We start from the raw sequence: 21826 nt of genomic DNA, 5'->3' as shown, positions 1-21826 counted from the left end.
CAAAGATGGCCCGCCGGGCCTGATGCGCGGCGCGTTCCCCGAGTTAGTGCGCCTCGGCCCAGTTGGCGCCCTTCCCTGCATCGACAACCAGTTTGACATCCAGCCTGACCGCGGGATCGGACGCGCCTTCCATCACATCGCGCGCGATACGGATCGTTTCGTCCACAGCGTCTTCGGCCACTTCGAACAACAATTCGTCATGCACCTGCAGTAGCATCTTGGCGGGCAACCCACTGATCGCTTCCGGCATCCGCACCATAGCGCGGCGGATCACGTCCGCCGCCGTGCCCTGAATCGGCGCATTGATCGCCGCGCGGCGCGAGAAGCCCGCATGCGGTCCTTTGGCGTTGATCTCGGGCGTATGGATTTTGCGCCCGAACAAGGTCTGCACATAGCCATGCTCTTTGGCAAAAGCGACCGTGTCATCCATGTATTTCCGTATCCCGGGGAACCGTTCGAAGTAGCGGTCGATAAAACCCTGCGCCTCGGCTCTTGGGATACGCAGATTGCGGGCCAGACCAAAGCCCGAGATGCCGTAGATCACACCAAAGTTGATCGCCTTGGCCTGGCGGCGGATGTCCGGTGTCATTTCGTCCAGCGGCACGTCGAACATTTCGGACGCGGTCATGGCGTGAATGTCCAGCCCATCAGAAAACGCCTGTTTCAAGGCGGGGATATCGGCAATATGCGCCAGAATCCGCAGTTCGATCTGACTATAATCGAGGCTGACCATCACATTTCCCGGCTCGGCGATGAACGCCTCACGAATGCGCCGCCCTTCCTCGGTCCGCACCGGAATGTTCTGCAGGTTCGGATCGGTCGAGGCCAGACGGCCCGTATTGGCCCCGGTGATCGAATATGACGTGTGCACCCGACCTGTATCCGGGTTGATATGGGTTTGCAGCGCGTCGGTGTAAGTCGATTTCAGTTTGGACAACTGCCGCCAGTCCAACACCCGGCGCGGCAACTCGTGCTCGGTCGCGAGATCCTCCAGAATATCGGCCCCAGTCGAATACTTCCCGGTCTTGCCCTTCTTGCCGCCCTCAAGCCCCATCTTGTCGAACAGGATTTCGCCCAACTGGGCGGGAGAACCGACGTTGAAATTCTCACCCGCCAGTTCGTGAATATCAGCCTCTAATCCGGCCATTTTCTGTGCAAATGCGTTGGACATTCGGCTCAGAACATCGCGGTCGACCTTGATGCCGTGCATTTCCATTTCGGCCAGTACCGGGACCAGCGGGCGCTCCAGTGTTTCGTAAACCGTCGTCACCTGAACCTGATGCAGTTGCGGCTTGAACAGCTTCCACAGGCGCAAGGTTATGTCCGCATCCTCGGCGGCATAAGCCGTCGCCTCGTCAATCGGCACCTTGTCAAAGGTAATCGCCGATTTTCCGGACCCCAGCAGCGGTTTGATCGGGATCGGTGTGTGGCTCAGATACCGTTCGGACAGCGTATCCATACCATGACCGTGCTCTCCGCCATGCATGGAGTAGGACATCAGCATCGTGTCATCGATCGGCGAAACGTTGACACCATAGCGCGCAAAGATCTTGGCATCGTATTTCATGTTCTGCCCGATTTTCAGGATCGAAGGGTCCTCGAACATCGGTTTCAGCAGAGTCAGAGCCTCATCCAGCGGCATCTGCCCCTCGGCCAGTGCGTCCGAACCGAACAGATCATCAGCGGATCCATCGCGGTGCGTCAGCGGAATGTAACAGGCCTCGCCCGCCTCCACGCACAGCGATATGCCAACAAGACCGGCGATCATTTCATTAAGGCCGGTGGTTTCGGTGTCCACGGCGACCCAGCCGCGTTCATAGGCCTGATCGATCCATTTCTGAAGCGCGCCTGCGTCCCTGACGCATTCGTATTTCGACGCATCGAACGGAACCGCTTCGGCTTCCTCAACCTCGGCGGCAGGCGCGGGCGCATCAGCGATGACCGGAGCCTCGGCCCCCAGCTTGTCAGCAATGCGCTTGGTAAGCGTCCGAAATTCCATCTCGGCCAGAAAACCCAGCAGAGTTTCGGCATCCGGGTCCTTCACCTCCAAATCGTCCAGCGAGAAATCCAGCGGCGTGTTTTCGTCCAGTTGCACCAGTTTCTTCGACAACTCGATCTGGTCACGCTTCTCGATCAGGGTCTGGCGGCGTTTGGGCTGTTTGATCTCTTCCGCACGGTCCAGCAGGGTTTCGAGATCACCGTATTCGTTGATCAGCAGCGCTGCGGTCTTGACCCCGATCCCCGGCGCGCCTGGCACGTTATCCACACTGTCCCCGGCAAGCGCCTGCACATCCACCACGCGCTCGGGCCCGACGCCGAATTTTTCGACTACGCCGTCGCGGTCGATACGCTTGTTTTTCATCGCATCCAGCATCTCGACCCCATCACCGACCAGTTGCATCAGGTCCTTGTCAGAGCTGACGATGGTCACACGGCCCCCCGCGGCACGCGCCTGGACCGCCAGCGTGGCGATGATGTCATCCGCCTCATAACCCTCCAGTTCCTTGCAAGCGATATTGAAGGCGCGCGTCGCTTCGCGGGTCAGAGGCATCTGCGGGCGCAGGTCTTCGGGCATTGCCTCGCGGTTGGCCTTGTACTGATCGAAAAGATCATTCCGGAACGTGTGCGAGCCCTTATCGAAGATCACCGCCACATGAGTCGGCGCATCCGGCCCGGCGTTCCCTTCCACATATTTCTGCAACATGTTGCAAAAGCCCGACACAGCACCGATCGGCAAGCCATCGGATTTCCGCGTCAGCGGTGGCAGCGCGTGGTAAGCCCTGAAAATAAAGGCCGATCCATCGATCAGATGCAGGTGACACCCTTTTCCGAAATTGCTCATGCGCGCTCTCCCTGTCGGTCAGGGATGGTTCTGCCACAGGGGCGCTCGGGTGGCCAGTCAAGAAGGTGATCTATCTGGCGCAGATATGTCGACCTACGCTGTGCTGAATGCCCTGCGTGCCTTGTCCCAACGCAACCCCGTGCGATCTGCGATCATCTGCATCTGCTTGTTCAGCGAGCGATCATTCAACCGGCGGTTCAGCGTGCGCAAGGGAATGAGGTTACGTTCCCCGTACCCATCAATCAAAAGAAACATGCGGACCTGACCACGCAGCCCGTAGACGATGTTCTGTTCGTGGATATCGCGCCCCACGATCTGATATTCGAACAGCTTTTGAACAAATCGATTGAGGTCGGCCAAGACTTCCTCGGTCAGCTTGTGCTGCTCACACATCCACAACAGATGTTTTGCCAGTTTGGAGTCTTCGGATTGAACACGCTCCACCACAACCCCCGGCCCAACATCCGTCTGTACGACGCCAAACGACCGCGCCAAAGGCAGTTGCGCAATGTCCTCACCGCTTTTCAACGCCGCTTTCAACTCGCACTCGATCTCTTTCAGGGCGTTGCGATATGCGGTGTCCGGCATGATCCGCCTGATCAGCCGCTTGGAAAACGAACGGTTTCGACGTGTTCGCGGGCGCGTTACCTTGATCAACAGGTCAGGCTGGCCCGGATACGCGTATACGTTTCTGTGGCCGCCTTTTGCCAAGGGCTCCTGATCTGACAGGTGCAAAAGCTGTACTGCACAAAGCATCCGGCCTCCGTTCCGCGCGGCACGTGTCACGCTGTCAGCTGTGTGCCTCGCTGCCAGACAGCACGTATTTGCAGTCGCAATAGGGGCATTCAACCCAGCCGGTATCCTCGGGGATCTGCAACCAGACGCGCGGATGGCCCAATGCCCCCTCGCCGCCATCGCAGGCGACACGAGCGGTTTCGACGATCTTGGTTTCCGGCGCTTCGATGGTCACGGCTGGCGATCCTTCTTCGGTTGTCGGCCTCGCGGGCATGTATTAGGTGCGTTTATGAGCGATGAGCAAACCGGGGGCAAGAGCCACATGAGCGATGCGGCAATCAGGATCGAAGGGTTGCGCAAGACCTATCGCGGCGGCAAGGGCCAGCCCGAAAAGCAGGCGCTGAAAGGTATTGATCTTACGGTTCCGCGTGGATCGGTTTTTGGTCTGCTGGGACCGAACGGGGCCGGGAAGTCCACCCTGATCAATATTCTGGCCGGATTGGTGATAAAATCCGCGGGCAACGTGTCGATCTGGGGCTTTGATCAGGATCAGCATCCCCGCCAGTCGCGGGCGGCCATCGGCGTGATGCCGCAGGAATTGAACCTTGACCCCTTCTTCACACCGCGCGGCGCTTTGGAGGTTCAGGCAGGTCTATATGGCGTGCCCAGGGCGCAGCGCCGCAGCGATGAGATTCTCGAACTGGTTGGCCTGAGCGACAAGGCCGAAGCCTACGCCCGCACCCTGTCGGGTGGTATGCGGCGGCGGTTGTTGCTGGCCAAGGCACTGGTCCACCACCCCAGGATTCTGGTTTTGGATGAACCGACGGCGGGCGTGGATATCGAACTGCGCCAGATGCTTTGGGCCAATGTTCGAAAGCTGAACGAGCAGGGCATGACCATTATCCTGACCACGCACTACCTGGAAGAAGCGCAGGAGATGTGTGACGAGATCGCCATCATCAACCATGGCGAAATGATCGCGCAGGACAGCACCGCGAACCTGCTGGGCCGCATGGACAGCCGCACCATGGTGATCGTGCCGGACAACCCGGTCGCCGACCTGCCCGCGACGCCGGGGGTTGAGGCCACGCTGCGCGAAGATGGCAACCTTGTCCTTCAGTATCGAAGCGCCCAGACCAGCGCCGAACAGGTTCTGGAATCCGTCCGTCAGGCCAGCATCCGCATCCGCGACGTCCGCACCGAAGAGGCCGATCTCGAGGATGTGTTCCTCGCGCTGACGTCCAGCCGCACGGATGATCCCCCGGCTGCCGATCAGGACCAGCCGCGCCGGGGCATGCACCGGGTCAAGCTTTAGGCCCGGTCTATCCGCGCCTGATAGCAGTTGTTTCGTGCAGACCGGACGTGGATATATGCAACGTCCGGGCGGGTGAAAATCTCCGTGACCTTTTTACTGATCTGATCCGTTGCGGTGATCGCGCCGGTGCCATAGACGATCCGGTCGTCCTGCCCGTAGCCCTTGATCAGATAGTCGGGCGATGTGGTCAGAATCTCGGGCAGCGCTTCACCCCCGTACTGCTCGCACGGGGCGGCACATAAGAAGATCGGGCCGGTTTCGGCGTAGGGATGTGTCTCTAAAAAAGGCCGATGTGCCAATATCAGCATTTCCTCGCCCTCAGGAATGTTCTTCAGACAGTGTCGGCAGGGATTCCCAGTCCCGGTGGAAACAACACGTTCCGGGGTGGCGCCATAGGCATCCGGTCCTCCTTTCTGAAGGGCGCGTACATCTTCGGTCGGTAATGCGGTGATTTTGAACATTTCGGGTCTCCTTTTGGCAACCATGCCCGTGACCTCAAGCCCAGGCGACCCGTTTCCTGCGCAAAGGACTCGAAAAAGAACAAAACGTGAATATAATATGGAATCGCCATGTATGCCGAACTGTCGATCACATCGAATTTCACCTTCCTCACCGGGGCTTCGCACCCCGAGGAGTACATGGAACGTGCCGTCACCCTGGGCCTGCCCGCCATCGCGATTGCCGATGACAACTCGGTCGCCGGCATCGTCCGCGCCCACACGCAGGGACGCGAGATCGCCCACAAGGTGCGTGAACGGCTGGAGTGGGAGGCCCAGAACACCTCGATCGGCCCGCCCTGTCCTGATCACATCCCCAAACCGCCCTCTTATCCGGTCCATGCAGTGCCACGCCTGATCCCGGCGGCGCGGCTGATCTTCACCGATGCGCCCACCGTCACCGCCCTGCCTCTGAACCGGCAGGGTTGGGCCAACCTGTGTCGCATCCTGTCGGCAGGTCGCCTGCGGGCCGAAAAGGGCGACTGCATCCTGCATCTGTCAGACCTTCTGGAATTCTCCGACGGTCTCCACCTGCTGCTTTGGCCACAGGCGATCCGGTCCCGGGGCGGCGCGGACGCATGGCGGACACAGGCGCAACAGCTGACGCGCCGCTTTGCCGGGCGCATACACCTGTTGATGCACCCCCAATATGATGGCGCGGATAGCGCATATTTCTCTGTGTTAGAGACTGAATCAAAGCAACTTGGCCTCCCCACACTCGCCAGCGCCACACCGATGATGCATCACGGTACACGCCGCAAGCTGGCCGATGTGGTGACCGCCATCCGCCTACGCCGCAAGGTCGACGAACTGGGCCGCGATGCGCTGGCCAACGGGGAACAGCGCCTGCGGTCCGAGGGTGAGATGCTGCGGATCTTCAAAGGATATGAGGGTGCCGTCGCCCGGGCCCATGCGCTCAGCGAACGGCTCACCTTCTCGCTGGATGAGTTGCGCTATGAATATCCCAGTGAGGGCAGCGAACAGGAAACCCCGACCGAGCGTCTGCACCGTCTGGCGCATGAAGGGCTGAAATGGCGCTATCCGGCAGGCGCGTCGGAGAAGGCGCAAAACATGCTGGCGCATGAGCTCACCCTGATCGGCAAGCTGAAATACGAACCCTATTTCCTGACCGTCCGCGACATCGTCCATTTCGCCCGCTCCCGCAGCATCCTCTGCCAGGGGCGTGGCTCGGCGGCCAACTCTGTCGTTTGCTTCTGCCTCGGCATCACCGAAGTCAGCCCCGAGATGGGCACAATGGTCTTCGAACGTTTTGTCTCGGAAGCCCGCGATGAGCCCCCCGATATCGACGTGGATTTCGAACATGAACGCCGTGAAGAGGTGATTCAGCACATCTATGACCGCTACGGTCGCGAACGCGCAGGCCTCTGTGCGACGGTCGTGCATTATCGCGGCAAGCGCGCCATACGCGAGGTCGGCCGCGCCATGGGCCTGACCGAAGACACCATATCTGCGCTCTCGTCGCAGCTCTGGGGATTCTTCTCAGCTGCCGGGCTCGAGGCGCACCGGATGCGCGAAATCGGCCTCGATCCCGAAGATCGACGGCTAAAACAGACTCTAATGTTGGTATATGAGATCGATGGCTTCCCCCGCCACCTGTCGCAGCACGTGGGCGGGTTCATCATTACCGAGGGGCGGCTGGACGAACTTGTCCCCATCGAAAACGCCACCATGGAAGGCCGTACGGTTATCTGCTGGGATAAGGATGATATCGACAGCCTGGGCATCCTCAAGGTCGATGTTCTCAGCCTCGGGATGCTGACCTGTATCCGCAAGGCGTTTGATCTGATCGGGCAGCATCATCAGACCGATTACACATTGGCCACCCTGCCGCCCGAGGATCCGGCGGTTTATGACATGCTGTGCGTGGCCGACAGTGTGGGCGTGTTTCAGGTGGAATCACGTGCACAGATGAACTTTCTGCCGCGGATGAAGCCGCGCAAATTCTATGATCTGGTGATCGAGGTCGCCATCATCCGCCCCGGCCCCATTCAGGGCGACATGGTCCATCCCTATATCCGGCGGCGGAATGGCGAAGAGCCGGTTGTTTTCCCGTCTGATGCGTTGGGTGAGGTGCTGGGCAAGACCATGGGCGTGCCGCTGTTTCAGGAACAGGCGATGCAGATCGCCATCGTGGGCGCGGGTTTCACCCCGGAACAGGCTGACCGATTGCGCCGTTCATTGGCAACATTCAAGAAACATGGCAATGTCAGTGAATTCCGCGCCCTGTTTCTGCGCGGCATGAAGCGCAACGGCTATGAGGATGATTTTGCCGAGCGTTGCTTCTCGCAGATCGAAGGCTTCGGTTCATACGGCTTCCCCGAAAGCCACGCGGCCAGCTTTGCGCTGCTGGTCTATGCTTCGGCCTGGATCAAATGCCACCATGCCGGCATCTTCGCCTGCGCGCTGCTGAACTCGCAGCCGATGGGATTCTATGCCCCGGCCCAGATCGTGCGTGATGCGCGCGAGCACGGGGTTCAGGTCCGCCCGGTTTGCATCAATGCCAGTTTCTGGGACAATGTGATGGAACCCGATGGCCATGGTGGGTTGGCCCTGCGGCTGGGGTTCCGCCAGATCAAGGGGCTCAGCGAGGAAGATGCCAGTTGGCTCACCGCCGCGCGCGGCAATGGCTATCATCAGGTCGACGATGTCTGGCGTCGTGCGGGCCTTGGCCCCTCGGTGATCGAACGCCTGGCCGAGGCCGACGCCTTCGCCGCCTGCGATCTGACCCGGCGCGAAGCGCTGTGGCAGGCCAAGGCGATTGCGACCGCCAAACCTCTGCCACTGTTCTCGCAGGATCTGGAGGGCGAGGCGCTGGATGAGCCCGAAGCCTACCTGCCACAGATGACATTGGGCGAGCAGGTGGTCGAGGATTACGTCGCCACCCGTCTCAGCCTCAAGGCGCATCCGGTGGCCTTGCTGCGGCACCTGCTGACGCCGGGCCAGCGCGACAAAACCACCCCTGTAGCCTGACCAGATAACCGGATATTGCCCAGGAACAGAGTCGAATCCCAGGATCGTCATGACCCGCCCCACCCTGCCCCCACGCTTTCCGGCGACACCGGACCAGATCAACGCGCAAGTCCGCGCTTTCTATGCACGTGTGCGCGAGGATGCCGTGCTTGGCCCGGTCTTTGCCAACCATGTCGACGACTGGCCCGCGCACGAGGAAAAGATCGCCGCCTTCTGGCGCAATGCCATCCTGTTTGAGCGCAGCTATGACGGTAACCCGCAGCGAGTCCATATCGAACGACCCGATGTGAAACCCGAACTCTTCGACCGCTGGCTCGACCTGTTCGAAGAAGTCGCCACCCAAACGCTACCGCCTGAAACCGCCACGCCGTGGGTCGCATTGGCCCGCCGCATCGGTGCGGGGATGAAGGCCGGGGTGCAATCGGCACGCCAGCCCAAGGACGCGCCGCCGATCCTGCAATGACCTCCGATCATGGCGGCTTTGCCATGTTAGCGGTAAAATAGGGGCTATCCGCCCCCGGAAAATGTGTTTAGTCAAAGGAAAAGCCAGCCCGAGAATTCATCCGGGCTGCCGCGTCGATCGCAACCACACCGACCCACGACCCGAGGCCAACTGATGAGCACTCAAAACTCCACCCTTCGGGGACTTGGCTACGCGTTTCTGGGCTTTGCGGTCTTTGCCAGCCATGACGCGCTGATCAAGGTCCTGGGCGGCACCTATTCGGTGATGCAGATCATCTTTTTCGCCACGCTGTTTTCCTTTGTCCCCATGGCTGTCACGATCCTGACCGACCGGACGACAGGAAACTTTCTACCCCATCATCCATGGCTGGTCCTGCTGCGGTCCGGACTGATGGTCACGGCCATGTCCTGCGCGTTCTATGCCTTCTCGGTCCTGCCGCTGGCCGAGGTCTATTCGCTGCTGTTTTCCTTCCCGCTGATCGTCACGGTCCTGTCGATTCCGATTCTGGGCGAGGTGGTCCGCGCGCAACGCTGGGCCGCGGTCGGCGTGGGCCTGATCGGCGTACTGATCGTTCTGCGCCCGGGCACAACGGATATCACGCTGGGCCATCTGGCCGCCCTGACGGCCGCCTTCTGCAGCGCCTTTGCCTCGGTCCTGGTGCGCAAGATCGGAAACGAAGAACGCTCGGCCGTTCTGATCCTCTACCCCATGCTGCTGGCCATCGTGGTGATGAGCCTCGCCCAACCGGCGGTGTACCTGCCCCCATCGCTGCTGCACCTGGCGATGATGGCCCTTGTCGGCGTTTTCTCGGTGATCGCACAGCACCTGATCATCATGGCCTATCGCGCCGCCCCCGCCGGCGTTGTTGCACCCAGCCAGTACAGCCAGATCATCTGGGCCACGATATTCGGAATGGCATTCTTTGGCGAACAGCCCGACGGCTGGGTCGCTGTCGGCGCCAGCATCATCATTGCTTCGGGCGTATTCGTGGTCTGGCGCGAAAGCCGGTCCAATACCACTTCGGCTAACACCCCGGTTCTACGGGTTCGATCGCCAAGGTCGGATACGGGTGCGTCGAGACCGGGAGAGTAGCGCCACCGCGCACATGAATCTTTACCTGTCTTTGGGCCTGATCTTCAGGCCTCCGTTTACGCCTGCCTCTTCAAATTTTCCTGTCGCGCGAACAAGATCACTCAAGCGTCCGAACCCGTATGATCGCGTGTCGAAAGAGGGGTAATTCTTGAGCAGTTGATTTCCGAGCCAGCCAAGCTCAGCCCATCCGTCGGGTTCTGCGGATTTGAGCACAACATTCCGAATGAGTTGAGAGGCGTGGTTGATTTCCTTTATTGGCGCCAAGTTCTTTCCCTTGGTGTCGCTCGCAGCCTGCGGTTCATCCTTCTTGATGTTTTCGATTGAAATGTAGCGGTTGCACGCTGCCTTGAATGCCCAAGGTGCCTTCTCCTCGCCAATCCCGAACACGCTCAACCCCTGTTCACGGATGCGACTGGCAAGACGCGTGAAATCGCTGTCCGAGGATACTAGAACGAACCCGTCGAACCGGCCCGAATGCAAAATGTCCATCGCATCTATCACCAGGGCGATGTCTCCGGCATTCTTCCTAGTAGTGTTGGCGAACTGCTGATGAGGAACGATGGCGTATTTCGCCAGTTTCTCTGCGCTCCATCCCTGTGGAGTGTCACCCGAGAAATCTCCGTAGATCCGGCGCAGACTGGCTTCACCCAATGTAGCGACTTCCTCGAAAATCTCGACAACATGCTTTGCCGGAACATTCTCCGCATCAATCAGAACCGCCAGCCGGTCCGTGCTCATTGTCGTCACTTCAATTCCTCAACTCAGAATTTAATTCGTAATGAGGAATGTATGAACGAAAAGAGGCGGGAAAATGCCCGCCCCGTGATTATTTTTAATCTGATCAGTAAACCACCACCGACCGGATACTCTCACCCTTATGCATCAGGTCAAAGCCGTGGTTGATGTCATCCAGCCCCATGGTGTGGGTGATCATCGGGTCGATCTCGATTTTGCCTTCCATGTACCAATCGACGATCTTGGGCACGTCGGTCCGGCCACGGGCGCCGCCAAAGGCAGTACCGCGCCACGAACGGCCTGTGACCAGCTGGAACGGGCGGGTCGAGATTTCGGCCCCCGCAGGGGCCACACCGATGATGATCGACTCACCCCAGCCCTTATGCGCCGATTCAAGTGCTGCGCGCATCACGCCGACATTGCCGGTGGCGTCAAAGGTATAATCCGCGCCGCCCTTGGTCAGATCGACCAGATAAGGAACCAGATCGCCTTCAACTTCGTTCGGGTTCACGAAATCGGTCATACCGAACTTGGTGGCCATCTCGACCTTGGACGGGTTCAGGTCGACGCCGACGATCTGATCCGCTCCGGCCAGACGCAGGCCCTGAATCACGTTCAGGCCGATACCACCCAGACCGAACACGATAGCACGGCTACCGATTTCGACCTTGGCAGTGTTGATCACCGCGCCGATGCCGGTGGTTACACCGCAGCCGATATAACAGATCTTGTCGAAGGGTGCGTCCTCGCGCACCTTGGCCAGCGCGATTTCCGGCAGAACCGTGTGGTTCGAGAAGGTCGAACAACCCATGTAGTGCAGGATCGGATCGCCATCCAGCGTCGAAAAGCGCGAGGTGCCGTCGGGCATCAGGCCCTGACCTTGCGTGCTGCGGATCGCCTGGCACAGGTTGGTTTTGGGATGCAGACAGTATTCACACTCACGACATTCCGGAGTGTAAAGCGGGATCACATGGTCGCCCGGCTTCAGGCTGGTCACACCCGGACCAACCTCAACCACAACACCTGCGCCTTCGTGGCCCAGAATGGCCGGGAACAGGCCTTCGGGGTCAGCACCTGAAAGGGTGAATTCGTCAGTATGGCAGATGCCGGTGGCTTTGATTTCAACCAGAACCTCGCCCGCCTTGGGGCCTTCAAGGTTCACGTCCATCACTTCCAAAGGTTTGCCCGCCTGAACGGCAACGGCGGCACGGGTACGCATGGTGTTTGTCTCCCTGTCTTAAATTGCCCCGACCCTGCGTCAATTGCAGAGCGTTTTCAACTGCGCTTTGATGGCAAATTGGCTAATTGTTTGATATTGCAGAAACGACATTGTCAGAAAGAGGAACGCCAATGCTTCGATTAATCCCGCTTGTGATCCTTCTGGCAGCCTGTACCGACACCAGCATTCCCGAAGATGTCGCCGCCACCCCCCAAGCCGCTTCGGTGGAACTGGCCTTTTGCAAGGGGGAACCCTTTGCCGATTCCGTTGGCCAGCCGGTCTCGAGCATTCAGGCGGATCTGCCCGAGCGAGCCCGTGTACTGGGCCCCGATGACATCGCCACACAGGATTACCGCATCGACCGGCTGAACGTTTATGTGAACGGGGCCGGGATCGTTCAGCGGCTGGCCTGCGGCTAGGGGTCGGACTCGACTCCGGCATCGATTCTCAGATAAGAACAAAGTGAGAACATTTTGATGTCTGCCGATGCCCAAACGCCGAATACTCTCGCTGTGGTTCCCCCGTCTGGGGGCTGAACGGCTGGTCCGCGCCGCGCGGGGCCTGCAGGATGGGCCTTTGGCCGTGGTGACCGAGCAGTCGAATATGCAGGTCGTCACCTCGCTGAACGCCGAAGCCCAGGCCGCCGGTCTGCGCGTGGGTCAGCCGGTGCGCGACGCCCATGCCATGTGTGCAGCACTTGTGACACGCCCCCGTAATGCCCCGGCCGAGGCCGCGTTTCTGACCGCGCTGCGCCGCTGGGTGGGCAAGTTCAGCCCTTGGGTGGCCGAGGAATCACCGGACGGGCTGATTGTCGACCTGTCGGGCTGCGCGCATCTGTTCGGTGGCGAAGAAGCGTTGCTGAGCGTGATCGAGACCGACTGCGCCGATATGGGGCTGAGCGTGCAGATGGGCATCGCCGACACGTTGGGGGCAGCCTGGGCTTTGGCGCGCTATGCCGGGCAAGAGGCCACGTCCGACCGCAACGGTGACGCCATCAGCCAGGAGGCCCGCGCCACACGCGCCCGCGCAGGCAAGCGGCGGCACTGGACCAAAGGCGGGGCCGCGCCGCAGGTGATGGCACTGGGTGGCGGCGCACGGATCGCAGCACCGGGGCAATCCTATGGCGCGCTCAGCCCCCTGCCCATCGCAGCGTTGCGGCTCGAGGATCAGGTGGTCGCGCAACTGAACCGGCTGGGCCTGCGCCGGATCGGCGATCTGCTGGGCCAGCCCCGCGCCTCTCTGGCGCGGCGGTTCGGGCGAGGGCTGGTGCTGCGGCTGGATCAGGCGATGGGCAGCGCCCCCGAGCCGGTCTCACCCGCCCGTCCGCCGCACCACTTTGCGGTGCGGATGACCCTGCCCAACCCGATCGGATTGGTCGAGGACGTGATGGCCGCCATCGATCGTATTCTGCCCACGCTCTGCGCCAGGTTGGAAGAGAAGGGCCGCGGCGTCCGTACCCTACGGCTCGAAGCGCATCGTGCGGATCAGGCGGCCGAGATCATCGAGGTCGGTCTGGCCCGCCCAACCTTTGATAAACACCGTATTCGCCCTTTGTTAGAGATGAAAGTCGACAAGATCGACGCAGGTTATGGCATCGACATGCTGCGGCTTGAGGCGGTTCAGTCCGAGCCCATCCACGCCCGGACCCGAACCGGCCATGCCGAAGCCAGCCGCGCCGCCCGGGAACGGCTGGAGGGCAACAGAGCCGTCGAAGACCTGATCGGAAAACTGGGCGCGCGGGTGGGTCTGGAGGCGATCACACGGCGCCACCCGGCGGCTTCTCACATCCCCGAGAAAACGGCTCAGACCCTGGCCGCCGCGTGGTCGGAACCCGCCCGCAACTGGCCCGTTCCGCCACGCCCCCGGCCTTTGCAGATGTGGCAACCCGAACCGGTGATGGCCCCGGAAACCCCAGAAGTGCCCGGTGCCTTTCGCTGGCGCGGGCGGGACTGGCAGCTGGCGCAGGCCACCGGTCCGGAACGCATCGCGCCCGAGTGGTGGCTGGACGATCCCAACTGGCGCAGCGGGGTGCGCGATTACTGGGTGGTGGTGACAGAACAGGGTGAGCGGCTTTGGCTGTTTTACGGCCATGGTGGCACCCTGTCGGCGGGCTGGTTCTGTCAGGGGCAGTTCGGCTGATACTACCTGCCGCGAAACACCAGAAAGTCCGGCACATAATCAAAAAACCGGACCAGCCAAGAAAACGGAGCCGGAAAATCGGTGCGAAACCGGCGTCGCGACATTGCCTTGACCACACGGTTTGCCGCATCTTCCGGCGTCATCAGCATCGGCATCTTGAATTTGTTCTTTTCGGTCAGCCGGGTCTTGATGAAACCGGGGTTGACGATGCGCACGGTCACACCGGTGCCGGCAAGATCAAGCCGCATGGATTCCGCCAGCGAAATCAGCGCCGCCTTGCTGGCGCCGTAACCAATCGCCGCCGGTAACCCACGATAACCCGACAACGACCCGATCAGCGTGATATCCCCGCGACCAGCCTGAACAAAGCCCGGCACTGTTTCGCCAAGAACCCGCAGGGCACCCGTGAAATTCACGTCATTCATCGCAAGAACGGCCTCGGTATCCCAGTGTTTTGCGGGCATCGGCTCGTAGATGCCGGCATTGTAAACCAGTCCGTCGACCTCTCCGACCTGTTGCCGCGCACGGCGAACCGCCTCAAGGTCCGCGACATCAAATGGAACGGCGCGCGCATTGGGCAGCGACCCGCAGATTTCTTTCAGACGTTCGGCGTTGCGGGCGGACAGGACCAGATGCGCCCCTTTGTTGCTCAGCGCCTCGGCCAGCGAGCGGCCCAGCCCTTCACTTGCGCCAATGATCCAGTAGGTCTTTCCATCAAAATCGATCATGCCTTTTCATTCCGGTTGTAACAGTCGTTTTACGCACCGGTGACCCGAAAGGATCACCCACCGTCCGGACCTGGGGATGCCACCTCAAACAGCCTTGGGATGCTAAGATACAGCAAAGTATTGCTTTTTATTGATCCACTGTCTTTGGCCCCGCGTATCTCAGTAAATAACGCATAACGAGGATGGAATGTTCGACGAAACCCCGCGTGTACGCAAGAAAATCGCAGTCATCGGCGCAGGCATTTCAGGCCTCTCTGCAGCTTATTACCTTTCCGAAGACAACGACGTAACCGTGTTCGAGGCCGAGCCCCGGCTGGGTGGTCACGCCCGAACGGTTATGGCTGGAAGGAACGGCGACCAGCCCGTCGACACCGGGTTCATTGTATTCAACTACGTCACCTACCCGCATCTGACGCGTCTGTTCGATGAACTGAACGTTCCGGTCAGCAAAAGTGAGATGAGCTTCGGGGCAACCATCGACAACGGCCGGATCGAGTACGGGCTGAACAACCTGCGAACCTTGACGGCGCAGAAACGTAACCTGACACGCCCTGCCTATTACAAGATGATTGCGGACATTTTGCGCTTTGGAAAAGAAGCACCCGATGCGGCCAAGGATGACGAAACCACAATTGGCGAACTGGTTGACCAGTTGCGCCTGGGTCACTGGTTCCGCCACAACTATCTGATGCCAATGTGTGGCGCGATCTGGTCCACTCCGGTCGAGTTCGTCGACCAGTTCCCGGCCCGTTCACTGGTTCAGTTTTTCCGCAACCACGCACTTTTGGCCTCTGGCCGCGCCAATCAGCATCAATGGTACACGGTCACGGGCGGAAGTATCGAATATGTCCGCCGGATCGATGCCGCTTTACGTGCGCGTGGCTGTGAGATTCGCCTGGCCGCACCGGTTGATCACATTCAGCGCAGCGATCTGGGGGTTACAATTCACAGCCAGGGTGTATCGGACCTGTTTGACGAGGTGATACTGGCCACCCATTCGGATCAGTCGCTTGCCATTCTGGGCCAGGGCGCCACAGCATCAGAGAAGGCTGCATTGGGCGCAATCCGGTATCAGCCGAATGTCGCAACGCTTCACTGCGACCCCGCCCAGATGCCGCGTCGGCGCGCCTGCTGGTCCAGCTGGACCTACCGGTCGCAAGCCGGACAGGTAGGCGTGACATACTGGATGAACCGGCTTCAGAACATTCCTGATAGCGATCCTCTGTTCGTTACGCTGAATGCGCCGACCGAAATCGGCGACGACAAGATCTATGATCAGGTGGAATTTGCGCATCCGGTCTTCGACAAGGCCGCCATAAAGGCGCAGACGCAGATTCGAAACATGCAGGGGCAAAACCGGACATGGTTTGCCGGAGCCTACAACCGGCATGGGTTCCATGAAGACGGGATTGCCAGCGCAATGCATGTTGTCGGGCTGATCAAAGGAAACTCGCAAACACCCGGAGCTGAACATGGCGTTCCTGAAGAAGCTGCCATCCCTGTTTCAACCGACGCATAACAGCTGGCGTTCCGCGCTGTTGTCCGTCGCGATGCTTGCCCCCGGCGGGCTGGCGGCGTCTCCGGTCTTTGGTGTTCTGGACAATGCTCAGACGCGCGGCGCGGCGACCTTCCGGTACCTGGGCTTTCCTCTGTATGACGCGCAACTGTTCACGCAAGGAGGGGCGCCGTTCAGCTGGAGCAGAGATTTTGGCCTGGAACTGCGTTATCGGCGGAACCTGACAAAAAAAGCGCTCGTGAACTCGACACTGGATGAAATGAAACGCATCGGGCGCGCCGCGCCGGTTCGGCAACAGTTGGATGGTTGTTTCGACGCCGTCAGCAAAGGCGACACCTTTCTGGCCGTGTCACAGGGCCCGGACAAAGTGAGCTTCTGGCTCAACGGTCGCAAGACATGCACGATGGCTTACCCGGGGATCACACGCAGCTTCATGTCCATCTTCGTGGGCGAAAACACGCGCTCCGCCGCTTTCACCCAGTCGCTGTTGGGAAAATGATGCTTTATCCGCGGGTCAGCCTGTATGCGCTGATGCTTGCTGCGGCCGGTATCCCGCTGTACATACATTTGCCTCGGTTTGCGGCCGTCAATCTGGGCATTGGACTGGCCATGATCGGCACGGTACTTCTGGCGATCCGCCTGATCGATCTGGTGCAGGATCCACTGATCGGCTGGGCCATAGACCGTTGGCCAGGTGCGCAGGTTCTGTTTGCGGCCATGGCCATGGCGGGTCTGGCGGTCGGATTTCCCCTGCTGTTCTCATTACCTCAGGGCGCAAGTGTGGCGGCTTTGGTCGCCATTCTGATCCTGTTGTTTTCAGCCTATAGCCTTGGCACTATCCTGCTTTATGGCCGCAGCGCGACACTTGCCAAACGGCCTGACCCGAAAGAGCTGATGACGCTGGCCGCCTATCGGGAAAGCGGGCAATTGGCCGGAGTGATCCTTGCCGCAGGTGCGCCGGCATTGCTGGCGGCCCTTGGGGCGCAATCGCAAGGATATCCCGCATTTGGGCTGTTCCTTGGGATAATGGCTATCCTGTCAATAGTTTTGACATTCCCCATGTGGCGGCGACCGCCGATAACCGGAGAAGGGCTGACATATTCCGGCCTGGGCCAGGCTGGTGCGCTCAGGCTGCTGGTGCTTGCTCTGGTAAACAGCCTGCCTGTGGCAATTACATCCACACTCTTTCTTTTCTTTGTCGAAGACCGGCTGCAACTGGCTGGTAAAGCGGGGCCTCTTTTGATCCTGTTTTTCCTTAGCGCGGGCGCAAGTGTTCCGTTCTGGGCGCGTCTCAGCAACCGAATTGGCCCAAAACAGACTCTGATTATTGCGATGCCTCTGTCGATTGCCAGCTTTGTCGGGGCGGCCCTTCTGGCTACCGGAAACCTCACGGGGTTTGCGTTGATCTGCATGACCTCGGGCGCGGCGCTGGGGGCAGACATGGTGGTCTTGCCCGCCATGTTCTCGGTGGTTCTGACACGTGCCGGGCTGAATGCTTCGGCTGCGTTCGGCATCTGGTCATTCGCTGGGAAACTGGGCCTGGCCTTGGCCGCCTTCTTCACATTGCCCCTGCTTGAACGCAGCGGATTCACCCCCGGACAGGCAAACTCGGCCCAGGCATTGAAAACACTCAACCTGGCTTACGCCGTGCTGCCCTGCATTCTGAAACTTGGCGCGTTTGGATTGGTCCTGACGTTGCCCTCAAAGGAGCCCGTCCAATGAAACTCCTTGCAATTCTCCTGTTTGCCCTGCTTGCCCTGTTGTTTGCACAAAGGCGCTATTTCAGCTTTCGGTCTCAATCACCCGCAGATTATTCCGACACAGGCCCGAAGTTTTCGCTGAAAGAGCAACTGAACGGGGAAATCCTGTCCGAAGGGCTGATCTTTGGGCCAAACGGAAAGATGTCCAACAGCTTTGTCGCGCGCATGGTGGGGGAATGGACCGGAAATTCCGGGACGCTGACCGAGCATTTCACCTATTCCAACGGCAAACAAATTACCCGCAAATGGTACCTGACCCTGGGCACCGGCAACACTTTTACGGCAACCGCAGACGATATTGTCGGAGAAGGAAATGGCGTTATCGCTGGCTCGACCGTCAGGCTTTCCTACCGGATCGTGCTGCCTGAAGACGCCGGCGGGCATATTCTGGACGTCACCGACTGGATGTATCTGACCGAAAACGGCGCGATCATGAACCGGTCCGAGATGCGGAAATTTGGGGTGAAGGTCGTCGAGTTGATAGCGACCATGCGCCCCGCCCCAGCGGTCAAGACCAACCACCTGAACGGTGCACACGGCCGGGACGCGGCAGCCGAGGCGAGGCCACTGCAATGACCTTTCGCCGCTTTCTGGCAGGCTGTATGGCCATTGCCGCGCTTATGATCCTTGCCGCCTGTTCCGCCAAGCCAAAGGTTCCCAAGACCTTTCTTTCTGATCGCCAACTGAACCTTGAGGAATTCTTTGATGGTCAGACGGTCGCCTACGGGCAGTTTCAGGATGTTTTGGGCAATGTCTCGCGCCGCTTCACGGTCGATATTGAAGGCAGGTGGACCGGCGAAACACTGACATTGGTCGAAGACTTCACTTATGACGACGGCGCGACCGAGCAGCGCGTCTGGACCCTGACAAAAACAGGTGAGGATACCTGGACCGGGACAGCCCCGGGTGTGCTGGGCACCGCATCTGGCATCGAGCGGGGCGACACATTCAACTGGAAGTACAGCATCGACCTGCCGGTCAAAGACGGCACGATGCGGGCCGATTTCGATGACTGGATGTGGCTGCTGGACGACGACAGGCTTCTCAATCGTGCATACCTTTCACGATTTGGCGTTCGTTTGGGTGAGGTTATCCTGTTCTTCGAAAAGAAGTAGTTCGGGGGTGAGCGGCCACAGTAATGCAACCGCAGCCTGACGCCCCAAACGGCTGGGCACCGCATTCTGTCTGAACACTAGGCCGACTTTTCGGTTTTGTCCTCGACTGGCTCAGCATCCATTTCGATCACGTCCGCGTCGTCACTCAAAACATCCACAACGTCTTGTTCCGGCTCGGATTTATCCTCGAGCGCGCCGACGATCAGAGGCAGCATATGCACCCCTGTGGCACTGGCGATTTCCGGTGTTTGCGGCGTTTGCCAGCTGAGCGTATCAAAGCTGTGACAGTTCTGGCAGACCGGGGCCCACTCAGCCTGAATGTCGTGACAGTTGTCACAGACCCATTGCGGACCGCGCGGCGCGTTCAGCGCCTTGGCCAGCCACCCTTGCACCACTGCGTCCGACGAACCCTCGCCCCGCTCAATTGCAGCCATCAGCGTATAGGCCCGGGCATCTGCCTGTTTTTCCACCACATCGCCCAGCGCGCGGCGGGCTTCGGGGAAATCTTCGGCAACGATATTGAGTTCCGCCAGTATCAGCCGGGTTTCCTGATGCTGAGGATGAATACGGGTCAGTGCCGTAAAGCGCTTGATCCGTTCGGATGGCGTTTCATCCGGCACGATCTCGGCAAAGGCATGCGCCAGATCGGGGTGAGGCTGAACCTCCCACGCTTTTTTCAGGATCTTGGTTGCCGCCCGGGGCTTGCCCTTTGCGATATAGGCCCGTGCAGCCATTGCAGCGGCCGGAACCAGATCGGGTGACAGCCTGTTGGCTTCTATCGCGTGCTCCTGTTGTTCGAGAGTCGCATCTTCGTCCAGAATATCCTTGGCCTCGGACAGGGCCAGAACTGCATCGCGGCGTTTGAACACATCACGCGGCAGGTGGCCCGCTTTCAGTTTGGCCGTCAGGGTTGAACGCGCGCCAGCCCAATCCTGTGCCTTGGTCTGAAGGCCTAGCAGAATATCCTGCGTTTCCTGATGCCGCGGTTTGATCGCAAGCGCCTTTTCGGCCAGCTTGCGCGCGGTTTCATCATCACCTTCGGCAAGTTTCTGTTTCATGATGCCGCGCACACCGACAAAACGGGTCGAATTGTTCGTAACCAGCTTCTTGTAGGTCTCTGACGCCTTTTTGGTGTCGCCGTTCAATTCGGCCGCCTGCGCCACCAGCAGGTTCGTCAGCTCGGGCTTGTTCAACAGTTTTTCGGCCTTTGTGGCCTTGTTCAACGCTATGCGTCCTTCCCCCGAAGCCAGCGCCATCAGGCCATCAGCCAGCGCCTGATAGCCGCGCTGTTCGCGACTGCGGTCGAAATAGCGCGACAGGGCGGTTTCGTCGCCATTCAGGAATTTCAGCGTCGCAACCAAAAGGCTGAGCAGCTTGAAGAACAGCCAGACACCCAGGACCAGCAGACCCAGCCCAATCACGGATTGAAGCGGCCCTAACGTGTATTCCGTGCCCCCGGCCGTGATCTGAACACCGCCGCTGGTTTCCATAAGGAACCCTGCGCCCATGGCCAGCAGACCGATAATCGCAACAAAAACAAGAATCTTAAACAATGACCACAGCATGGCAGGCCCTTCAGTTCGAGTTTGCGCTTGGTTGAAGCGCATTTGCGGCGGCTACAGCGGCAACCCGTATCTGAGCCGCCTGTTCCCAGTCTGCCATTGCCGATTGTCCGGCTTCAGGCAGGGATTTGAGTTCATTCAGCGCCGCCGGCAGGTCCCCGCTGGCCAAAGCGGCCTGCGCCCGCGACAGGATCGCGTCCGGGCTGTCCCCATCCTGCGGTGTAACTGACCGGGCGCCGGTCTGGCGCTGCAAAAATGCTATCACGCCCGCACCTTTGTCCGCATCACGAGCGTCAGCCAGCGCCGCCCGGGCCGCCGGATCAAACGAGGCACGCAGGCTGGAGAGGCTGTCCACACCCTTGTCCGACGGACCCGACAAGGCGTCGGGCACATCCACGCCGTTTATTTTTAGCTCGGCCACCAGATCGGCATAAGGCTGACCCGCGTCCAGTTGACCCTGCAGGCGCGACACGATCGCTGCGTTGGTCGCAGCCAGTGCTTCGGCCGAAGCTTTCGCCTCAAGCGCCTGTGCGTCGCTTACCATCTTCTCGACCTCAGCGCGCTGTGCGGCCAGGGAATCCTGCAGCTTTTTCAACTCAGCCTCGAAGGCAGCTGATGTTTCCTGAGATGCCCCCTGGGTCAGAGCGTTGCTTTCAAGATCACTCAGGCGGGTGTCCAGAGGAGCAACTTTGCCGCTGAGGGTGTCGACACTGGATTTCAGGGCGCCCAGATCCGTTTCGACCGGGGCCAGCTTGTCAGCCAGGGCAGTTACCTGATCGGAAAGACCGGAAACATCCGGAGCGACCGCAAGAGATTTCGAAAGCTTCGCAATCTGGTCTGACTGTTCGGCCAGTTTCGCTTCAAGCGCGGAAAGGGCGTCTTCCGAACCCGAGCCATTGGTCAGATACCCGCTGCCCACGACATAGCCGATAGCCGCCGCGACCACGCCGCCGATCAGGGCTGGCACGAACCCACCCTTCTTTTCCACAACCCGTTCGACAGTTTTTTCTGCAACCGGCGCAGAGGCGGCTTCGGCTTCGGCTTCGGCTTCGGCTTCGGCTTCGGCTTCGGCTTCGGCTTCGGCTTCGGCTTCGGCTTCGGCTTCGGCTTCGGCTTC

20 protein-coding genes are annotated in these 21826 nt (G+C 59.9%); 11 read left to right on the top strand and 9 right to left on the bottom strand.

The features are described from left to right. Window positions 1–43 precede the first annotated feature (43 nt). The 3 genes from polA to ACR0J2_RS21110 all read right to left on the bottom strand — a co-directional run bounded on the left by polA (window position 44) and on the right by ACR0J2_RS21110 (window position 3812). The gene (polA, locus tag ACR0J2_RS21120) at window positions 44–2842 is read right to left on the bottom strand and encodes a DNA polymerase I (RefSeq protein WP_480813744.1); all 2799 of its coding nucleotides are present in this window, start codon (window positions 2840–2842) and stop codon (window positions 44–46) included. A gap of 93 nt (window positions 2843–2935) precedes the next feature. Continuing rightward, window positions 2936–3598 carry a YrbL family protein gene (locus tag ACR0J2_RS21115; RefSeq protein WP_170612880.1) on the bottom strand — a complete coding sequence of 221 codons (663 nt, stop codon included), beginning with the start codon at window positions 3596–3598 and terminating at the stop codon, window positions 2936–2938. A gap of 34 nt (window positions 3599–3632) precedes the next feature. Continuing rightward, window positions 3633–3812 carry a zinc-finger domain-containing protein gene (locus ACR0J2_RS21110; protein WP_170807080.1) on the bottom strand — a complete coding sequence of 60 codons (180 nt, stop codon included), beginning with the start codon at window positions 3810–3812 and terminating at the stop codon, window positions 3633–3635. Window positions 3813–3899: 87 nt separating this feature from the next. On the opposite strand from ACR0J2_RS21110, the gene ACR0J2_RS21105 reads away from it, so the two are divergent. Beyond that, window positions 3900–4892, top strand: coding sequence for an ABC transporter ATP-binding protein (locus ACR0J2_RS21105; RefSeq protein ID WP_480813834.1), 993 nt, complete (start codon window positions 3900–3902; stop codon window positions 4890–4892). Here ACR0J2_RS21105 and ACR0J2_RS21100 read toward each other — a convergent pair. After that, window positions 4889–5353 carry a DUF1203 domain-containing protein gene (locus tag ACR0J2_RS21100; protein ID WP_170807081.1) on the bottom strand — a complete coding sequence of 155 codons (465 nt, stop codon included), beginning with the start codon at window positions 5351–5353 and terminating at the stop codon, window positions 4889–4891. The genes ACR0J2_RS21105 and ACR0J2_RS21100 overlap by 4 nt on opposite strands. A 108-nt stretch (window positions 5354–5461) precedes the next feature. Between ACR0J2_RS21100 and ACR0J2_RS21095 the strand changes: the two genes are divergently transcribed. The 3 genes from ACR0J2_RS21095 (at window position 5462) to ACR0J2_RS21085 (ending at window position 9935) form a co-directional block, all read left to right on the top strand. After that, entirely contained in the window at window positions 5462–8380 is a 2919-nt protein-coding gene (locus tag ACR0J2_RS21095) for an error-prone DNA polymerase (RefSeq protein WP_480813743.1), read from the top strand. Between the two features lie 49 nt (window positions 8381–8429). Next, a complete protein-coding gene (locus tag ACR0J2_RS21090; RefSeq protein WP_480813742.1) occupies window positions 8430–8843 on the top strand; it encodes a group III truncated hemoglobin in 414 nt (137 codons plus the stop codon). 153 nt (window positions 8844–8996) lie between these two features. Then, entirely contained in the window at window positions 8997–9935 is a 939-nt protein-coding gene (locus ACR0J2_RS21085) for a DMT family transporter (protein WP_480813741.1), read from the top strand. Between the two features lie 21 nt (window positions 9936–9956). On the opposite strand, the gene ACR0J2_RS21080 is transcribed toward ACR0J2_RS21085, so the two are convergent. Both ACR0J2_RS21080 and ACR0J2_RS21075 read right to left on the bottom strand, forming a co-directional pair. Continuing rightward, on the bottom strand, window positions 9957–10673 hold the full coding sequence (locus tag ACR0J2_RS21080; RefSeq protein ID WP_480813740.1) for an NYN domain-containing protein: 717 nt from the start codon (window positions 10671–10673) through the stop codon (window positions 9957–9959). A gap of 103 nt (window positions 10674–10776) precedes the next feature. Further along, window positions 10777–11889, bottom strand: coding sequence for an S-(hydroxymethyl)glutathione dehydrogenase/class III alcohol dehydrogenase (locus tag ACR0J2_RS21075; RefSeq protein WP_170612866.1), 1113 nt, complete (start codon window positions 11887–11889; stop codon window positions 10777–10779). A 131-nt stretch (window positions 11890–12020) separates the two neighbouring features. Between ACR0J2_RS21075 and ACR0J2_RS21070 the strand changes: the two genes are divergently transcribed. Both ACR0J2_RS21070 and ACR0J2_RS21065 read left to right on the top strand, forming a co-directional pair. After that, on the top strand, window positions 12021–12308 hold the full coding sequence (locus tag ACR0J2_RS21070) for an I78 family peptidase inhibitor (protein ID WP_480813739.1): 288 nt from the start codon (window positions 12021–12023) through the stop codon (window positions 12306–12308). Window positions 12309–12375: 67 nt separating this feature from the next. Then, window positions 12376–14028 (top strand): DUF6504 family protein, encoded by a 1653-nt coding sequence (locus tag ACR0J2_RS21065; protein ID WP_480813738.1) that lies wholly within the window; start codon window positions 12376–12378, stop codon window positions 14026–14028. A 2-nt stretch (window positions 14029–14030) separates the two neighbouring features. On the opposite strand, the gene ACR0J2_RS21060 is transcribed toward ACR0J2_RS21065, so the two are convergent. Continuing rightward, window positions 14031–14756 (bottom strand): SDR family NAD(P)-dependent oxidoreductase, encoded by a 726-nt coding sequence (locus tag ACR0J2_RS21060; protein WP_480813737.1) that lies wholly within the window; start codon window positions 14754–14756, stop codon window positions 14031–14033. A gap of 187 nt (window positions 14757–14943) precedes the next feature. Between ACR0J2_RS21060 and ACR0J2_RS21055 the strand changes: the two genes are divergently transcribed. The 5 genes from ACR0J2_RS21055 to ACR0J2_RS21035 are packed head-to-tail and all read left to right on the top strand — an operon-like array spanning window position 14944 to window position 19147. Next, window positions 14944–16275, top strand: a complete 1332-nt coding sequence (locus ACR0J2_RS21055; RefSeq protein WP_480813736.1) for an NAD(P)/FAD-dependent oxidoreductase — start codon at window positions 14944–14946, stop codon at window positions 16273–16275. Next, complete coding sequence (locus tag ACR0J2_RS21050) at window positions 16229–16771, top strand: hypothetical protein (protein ID WP_480813735.1); 543 nt, start codon at window positions 16229–16231, stop codon at window positions 16769–16771. Before ACR0J2_RS21055 ends, ACR0J2_RS21050 begins: the two co-directional genes overlap by 47 nt. Next, window positions 16771–17994, top strand: coding sequence for an MFS transporter (locus tag ACR0J2_RS21045; RefSeq protein ID WP_480813833.1), 1224 nt, complete (start codon window positions 16771–16773; stop codon window positions 17992–17994). Before ACR0J2_RS21050 ends, ACR0J2_RS21045 begins: the two co-directional genes overlap by 1 nt. Further along, window positions 17991–18608, top strand: coding sequence for a DUF3833 domain-containing protein (locus ACR0J2_RS21040; protein WP_480813734.1), 618 nt, complete (start codon window positions 17991–17993; stop codon window positions 18606–18608). Before ACR0J2_RS21045 ends, ACR0J2_RS21040 begins: the two co-directional genes overlap by 4 nt. Further along, window positions 18605–19147: a DUF3833 family protein gene (locus ACR0J2_RS21035; RefSeq protein WP_170680051.1), complete on the top strand. Its 543-nt coding sequence runs from the start codon at window positions 18605–18607 to the stop codon at window positions 19145–19147. Before ACR0J2_RS21040 ends, ACR0J2_RS21035 begins: the two co-directional genes overlap by 4 nt. Before the next feature lie 77 nt (window positions 19148–19224). On the opposite strand, the gene ACR0J2_RS21030 is transcribed toward ACR0J2_RS21035, so the two are convergent. Both ACR0J2_RS21030 and ACR0J2_RS21025 read right to left on the bottom strand, forming a co-directional pair. Beyond that, window positions 19225–20712 carry a heme biosynthesis HemY N-terminal domain-containing protein gene (locus ACR0J2_RS21030; RefSeq protein ID WP_480813733.1) on the bottom strand — a complete coding sequence of 496 codons (1488 nt, stop codon included), beginning with the start codon at window positions 20710–20712 and terminating at the stop codon, window positions 19225–19227. A 10-nt stretch (window positions 20713–20722) separates the two neighbouring features. After that, window positions 20723–21826: COG4223 family protein (locus tag ACR0J2_RS21025; protein ID WP_480813732.1), on the bottom strand; the 1104-nt coding region annotated here is incomplete at its 5' end.

It is taken from the genome of Ruegeria sp. CG4 (assembly GCF_056537185.1).
This window is presented reverse-complemented; position numbering and strand designations above follow the sequence as displayed.

What these genes read in the sequence shown, in the direction of transcription:
- polA (WP_480813744.1), bottom strand. Translation starts at nt 2,842, where the DNA reads ATGAGCAATTTCGGAAAAGGGTGTCACCTGCATCTGATCGATGGATCG.
- ACR0J2_RS21115 (WP_170612880.1), bottom strand. Translation starts at nt 3,598, where the DNA reads ATGCTTTGTGCAGTACAGCTTTTGCACCTGTCAGATCAGGAGCCCTTG.
- ACR0J2_RS21105 (WP_480813834.1), top strand. Translation starts at nt 3,900, where the DNA reads ATGAGCGATGCGGCAATCAGGATCGAAGGGTTGCGCAAGACCTATCGC.
- ACR0J2_RS21100 (WP_170807081.1), bottom strand. Translation starts at nt 5,353, where the DNA reads ATGTTCAAAATCACCGCATTACCGACCGAAGATGTACGCGCCCTTCAG.
- ACR0J2_RS21095 (WP_480813743.1), top strand. Translation starts at nt 5,462, where the DNA reads ATGTATGCCGAACTGTCGATCACATCGAATTTCACCTTCCTCACCGGG.
- ACR0J2_RS21090 (WP_480813742.1), top strand. Translation starts at nt 8,430, where the DNA reads ATGACCCGCCCCACCCTGCCCCCACGCTTTCCGGCGACACCGGACCAG.
- ACR0J2_RS21085 (WP_480813741.1), top strand. Translation starts at nt 8,997, where the DNA reads ATGAGCACTCAAAACTCCACCCTTCGGGGACTTGGCTACGCGTTTCTG.
- ACR0J2_RS21080 (WP_480813740.1), bottom strand. Translation starts at nt 10,673, where the DNA reads ATGAGCACGGACCGGCTGGCGGTTCTGATTGATGCGGAGAATGTTCCG.
- ACR0J2_RS21075 (WP_170612866.1), bottom strand. Translation starts at nt 11,889, where the DNA reads ATGCGTACCCGTGCCGCCGTTGCCGTTCAGGCGGGCAAACCTTTGGAA.
- ACR0J2_RS21070 (WP_480813739.1), top strand. Translation starts at nt 12,021, where the DNA reads ATGCTTCGATTAATCCCGCTTGTGATCCTTCTGGCAGCCTGTACCGAC.
- ACR0J2_RS21065 (WP_480813738.1), top strand. Translation starts at nt 12,376, where the DNA reads ATGCCCAAACGCCGAATACTCTCGCTGTGGTTCCCCCGTCTGGGGGCT.
- ACR0J2_RS21060 (WP_480813737.1), bottom strand. Translation starts at nt 14,756, where the DNA reads ATGATCGATTTTGATGGAAAGACCTACTGGATCATTGGCGCAAGTGAA.
- ACR0J2_RS21055 (WP_480813736.1), top strand. Translation starts at nt 14,944, where the DNA reads ATGTTCGACGAAACCCCGCGTGTACGCAAGAAAATCGCAGTCATCGGC.
- ACR0J2_RS21050 (WP_480813735.1), top strand. Translation starts at nt 16,229, where the DNA reads ATGGCGTTCCTGAAGAAGCTGCCATCCCTGTTTCAACCGACGCATAAC.
- ACR0J2_RS21045 (WP_480813833.1), top strand. Translation starts at nt 16,771, where the DNA reads ATGCTTTATCCGCGGGTCAGCCTGTATGCGCTGATGCTTGCTGCGGCC.
- ACR0J2_RS21040 (WP_480813734.1), top strand. Translation starts at nt 17,991, where the DNA reads ATGAAACTCCTTGCAATTCTCCTGTTTGCCCTGCTTGCCCTGTTGTTT.
- ACR0J2_RS21035 (WP_170680051.1), top strand. Translation starts at nt 18,605, where the DNA reads ATGACCTTTCGCCGCTTTCTGGCAGGCTGTATGGCCATTGCCGCGCTT.
- ACR0J2_RS21030 (WP_480813733.1), bottom strand. Translation starts at nt 20,712, where the DNA reads ATGCTGTGGTCATTGTTTAAGATTCTTGTTTTTGTTGCGATTATCGGT.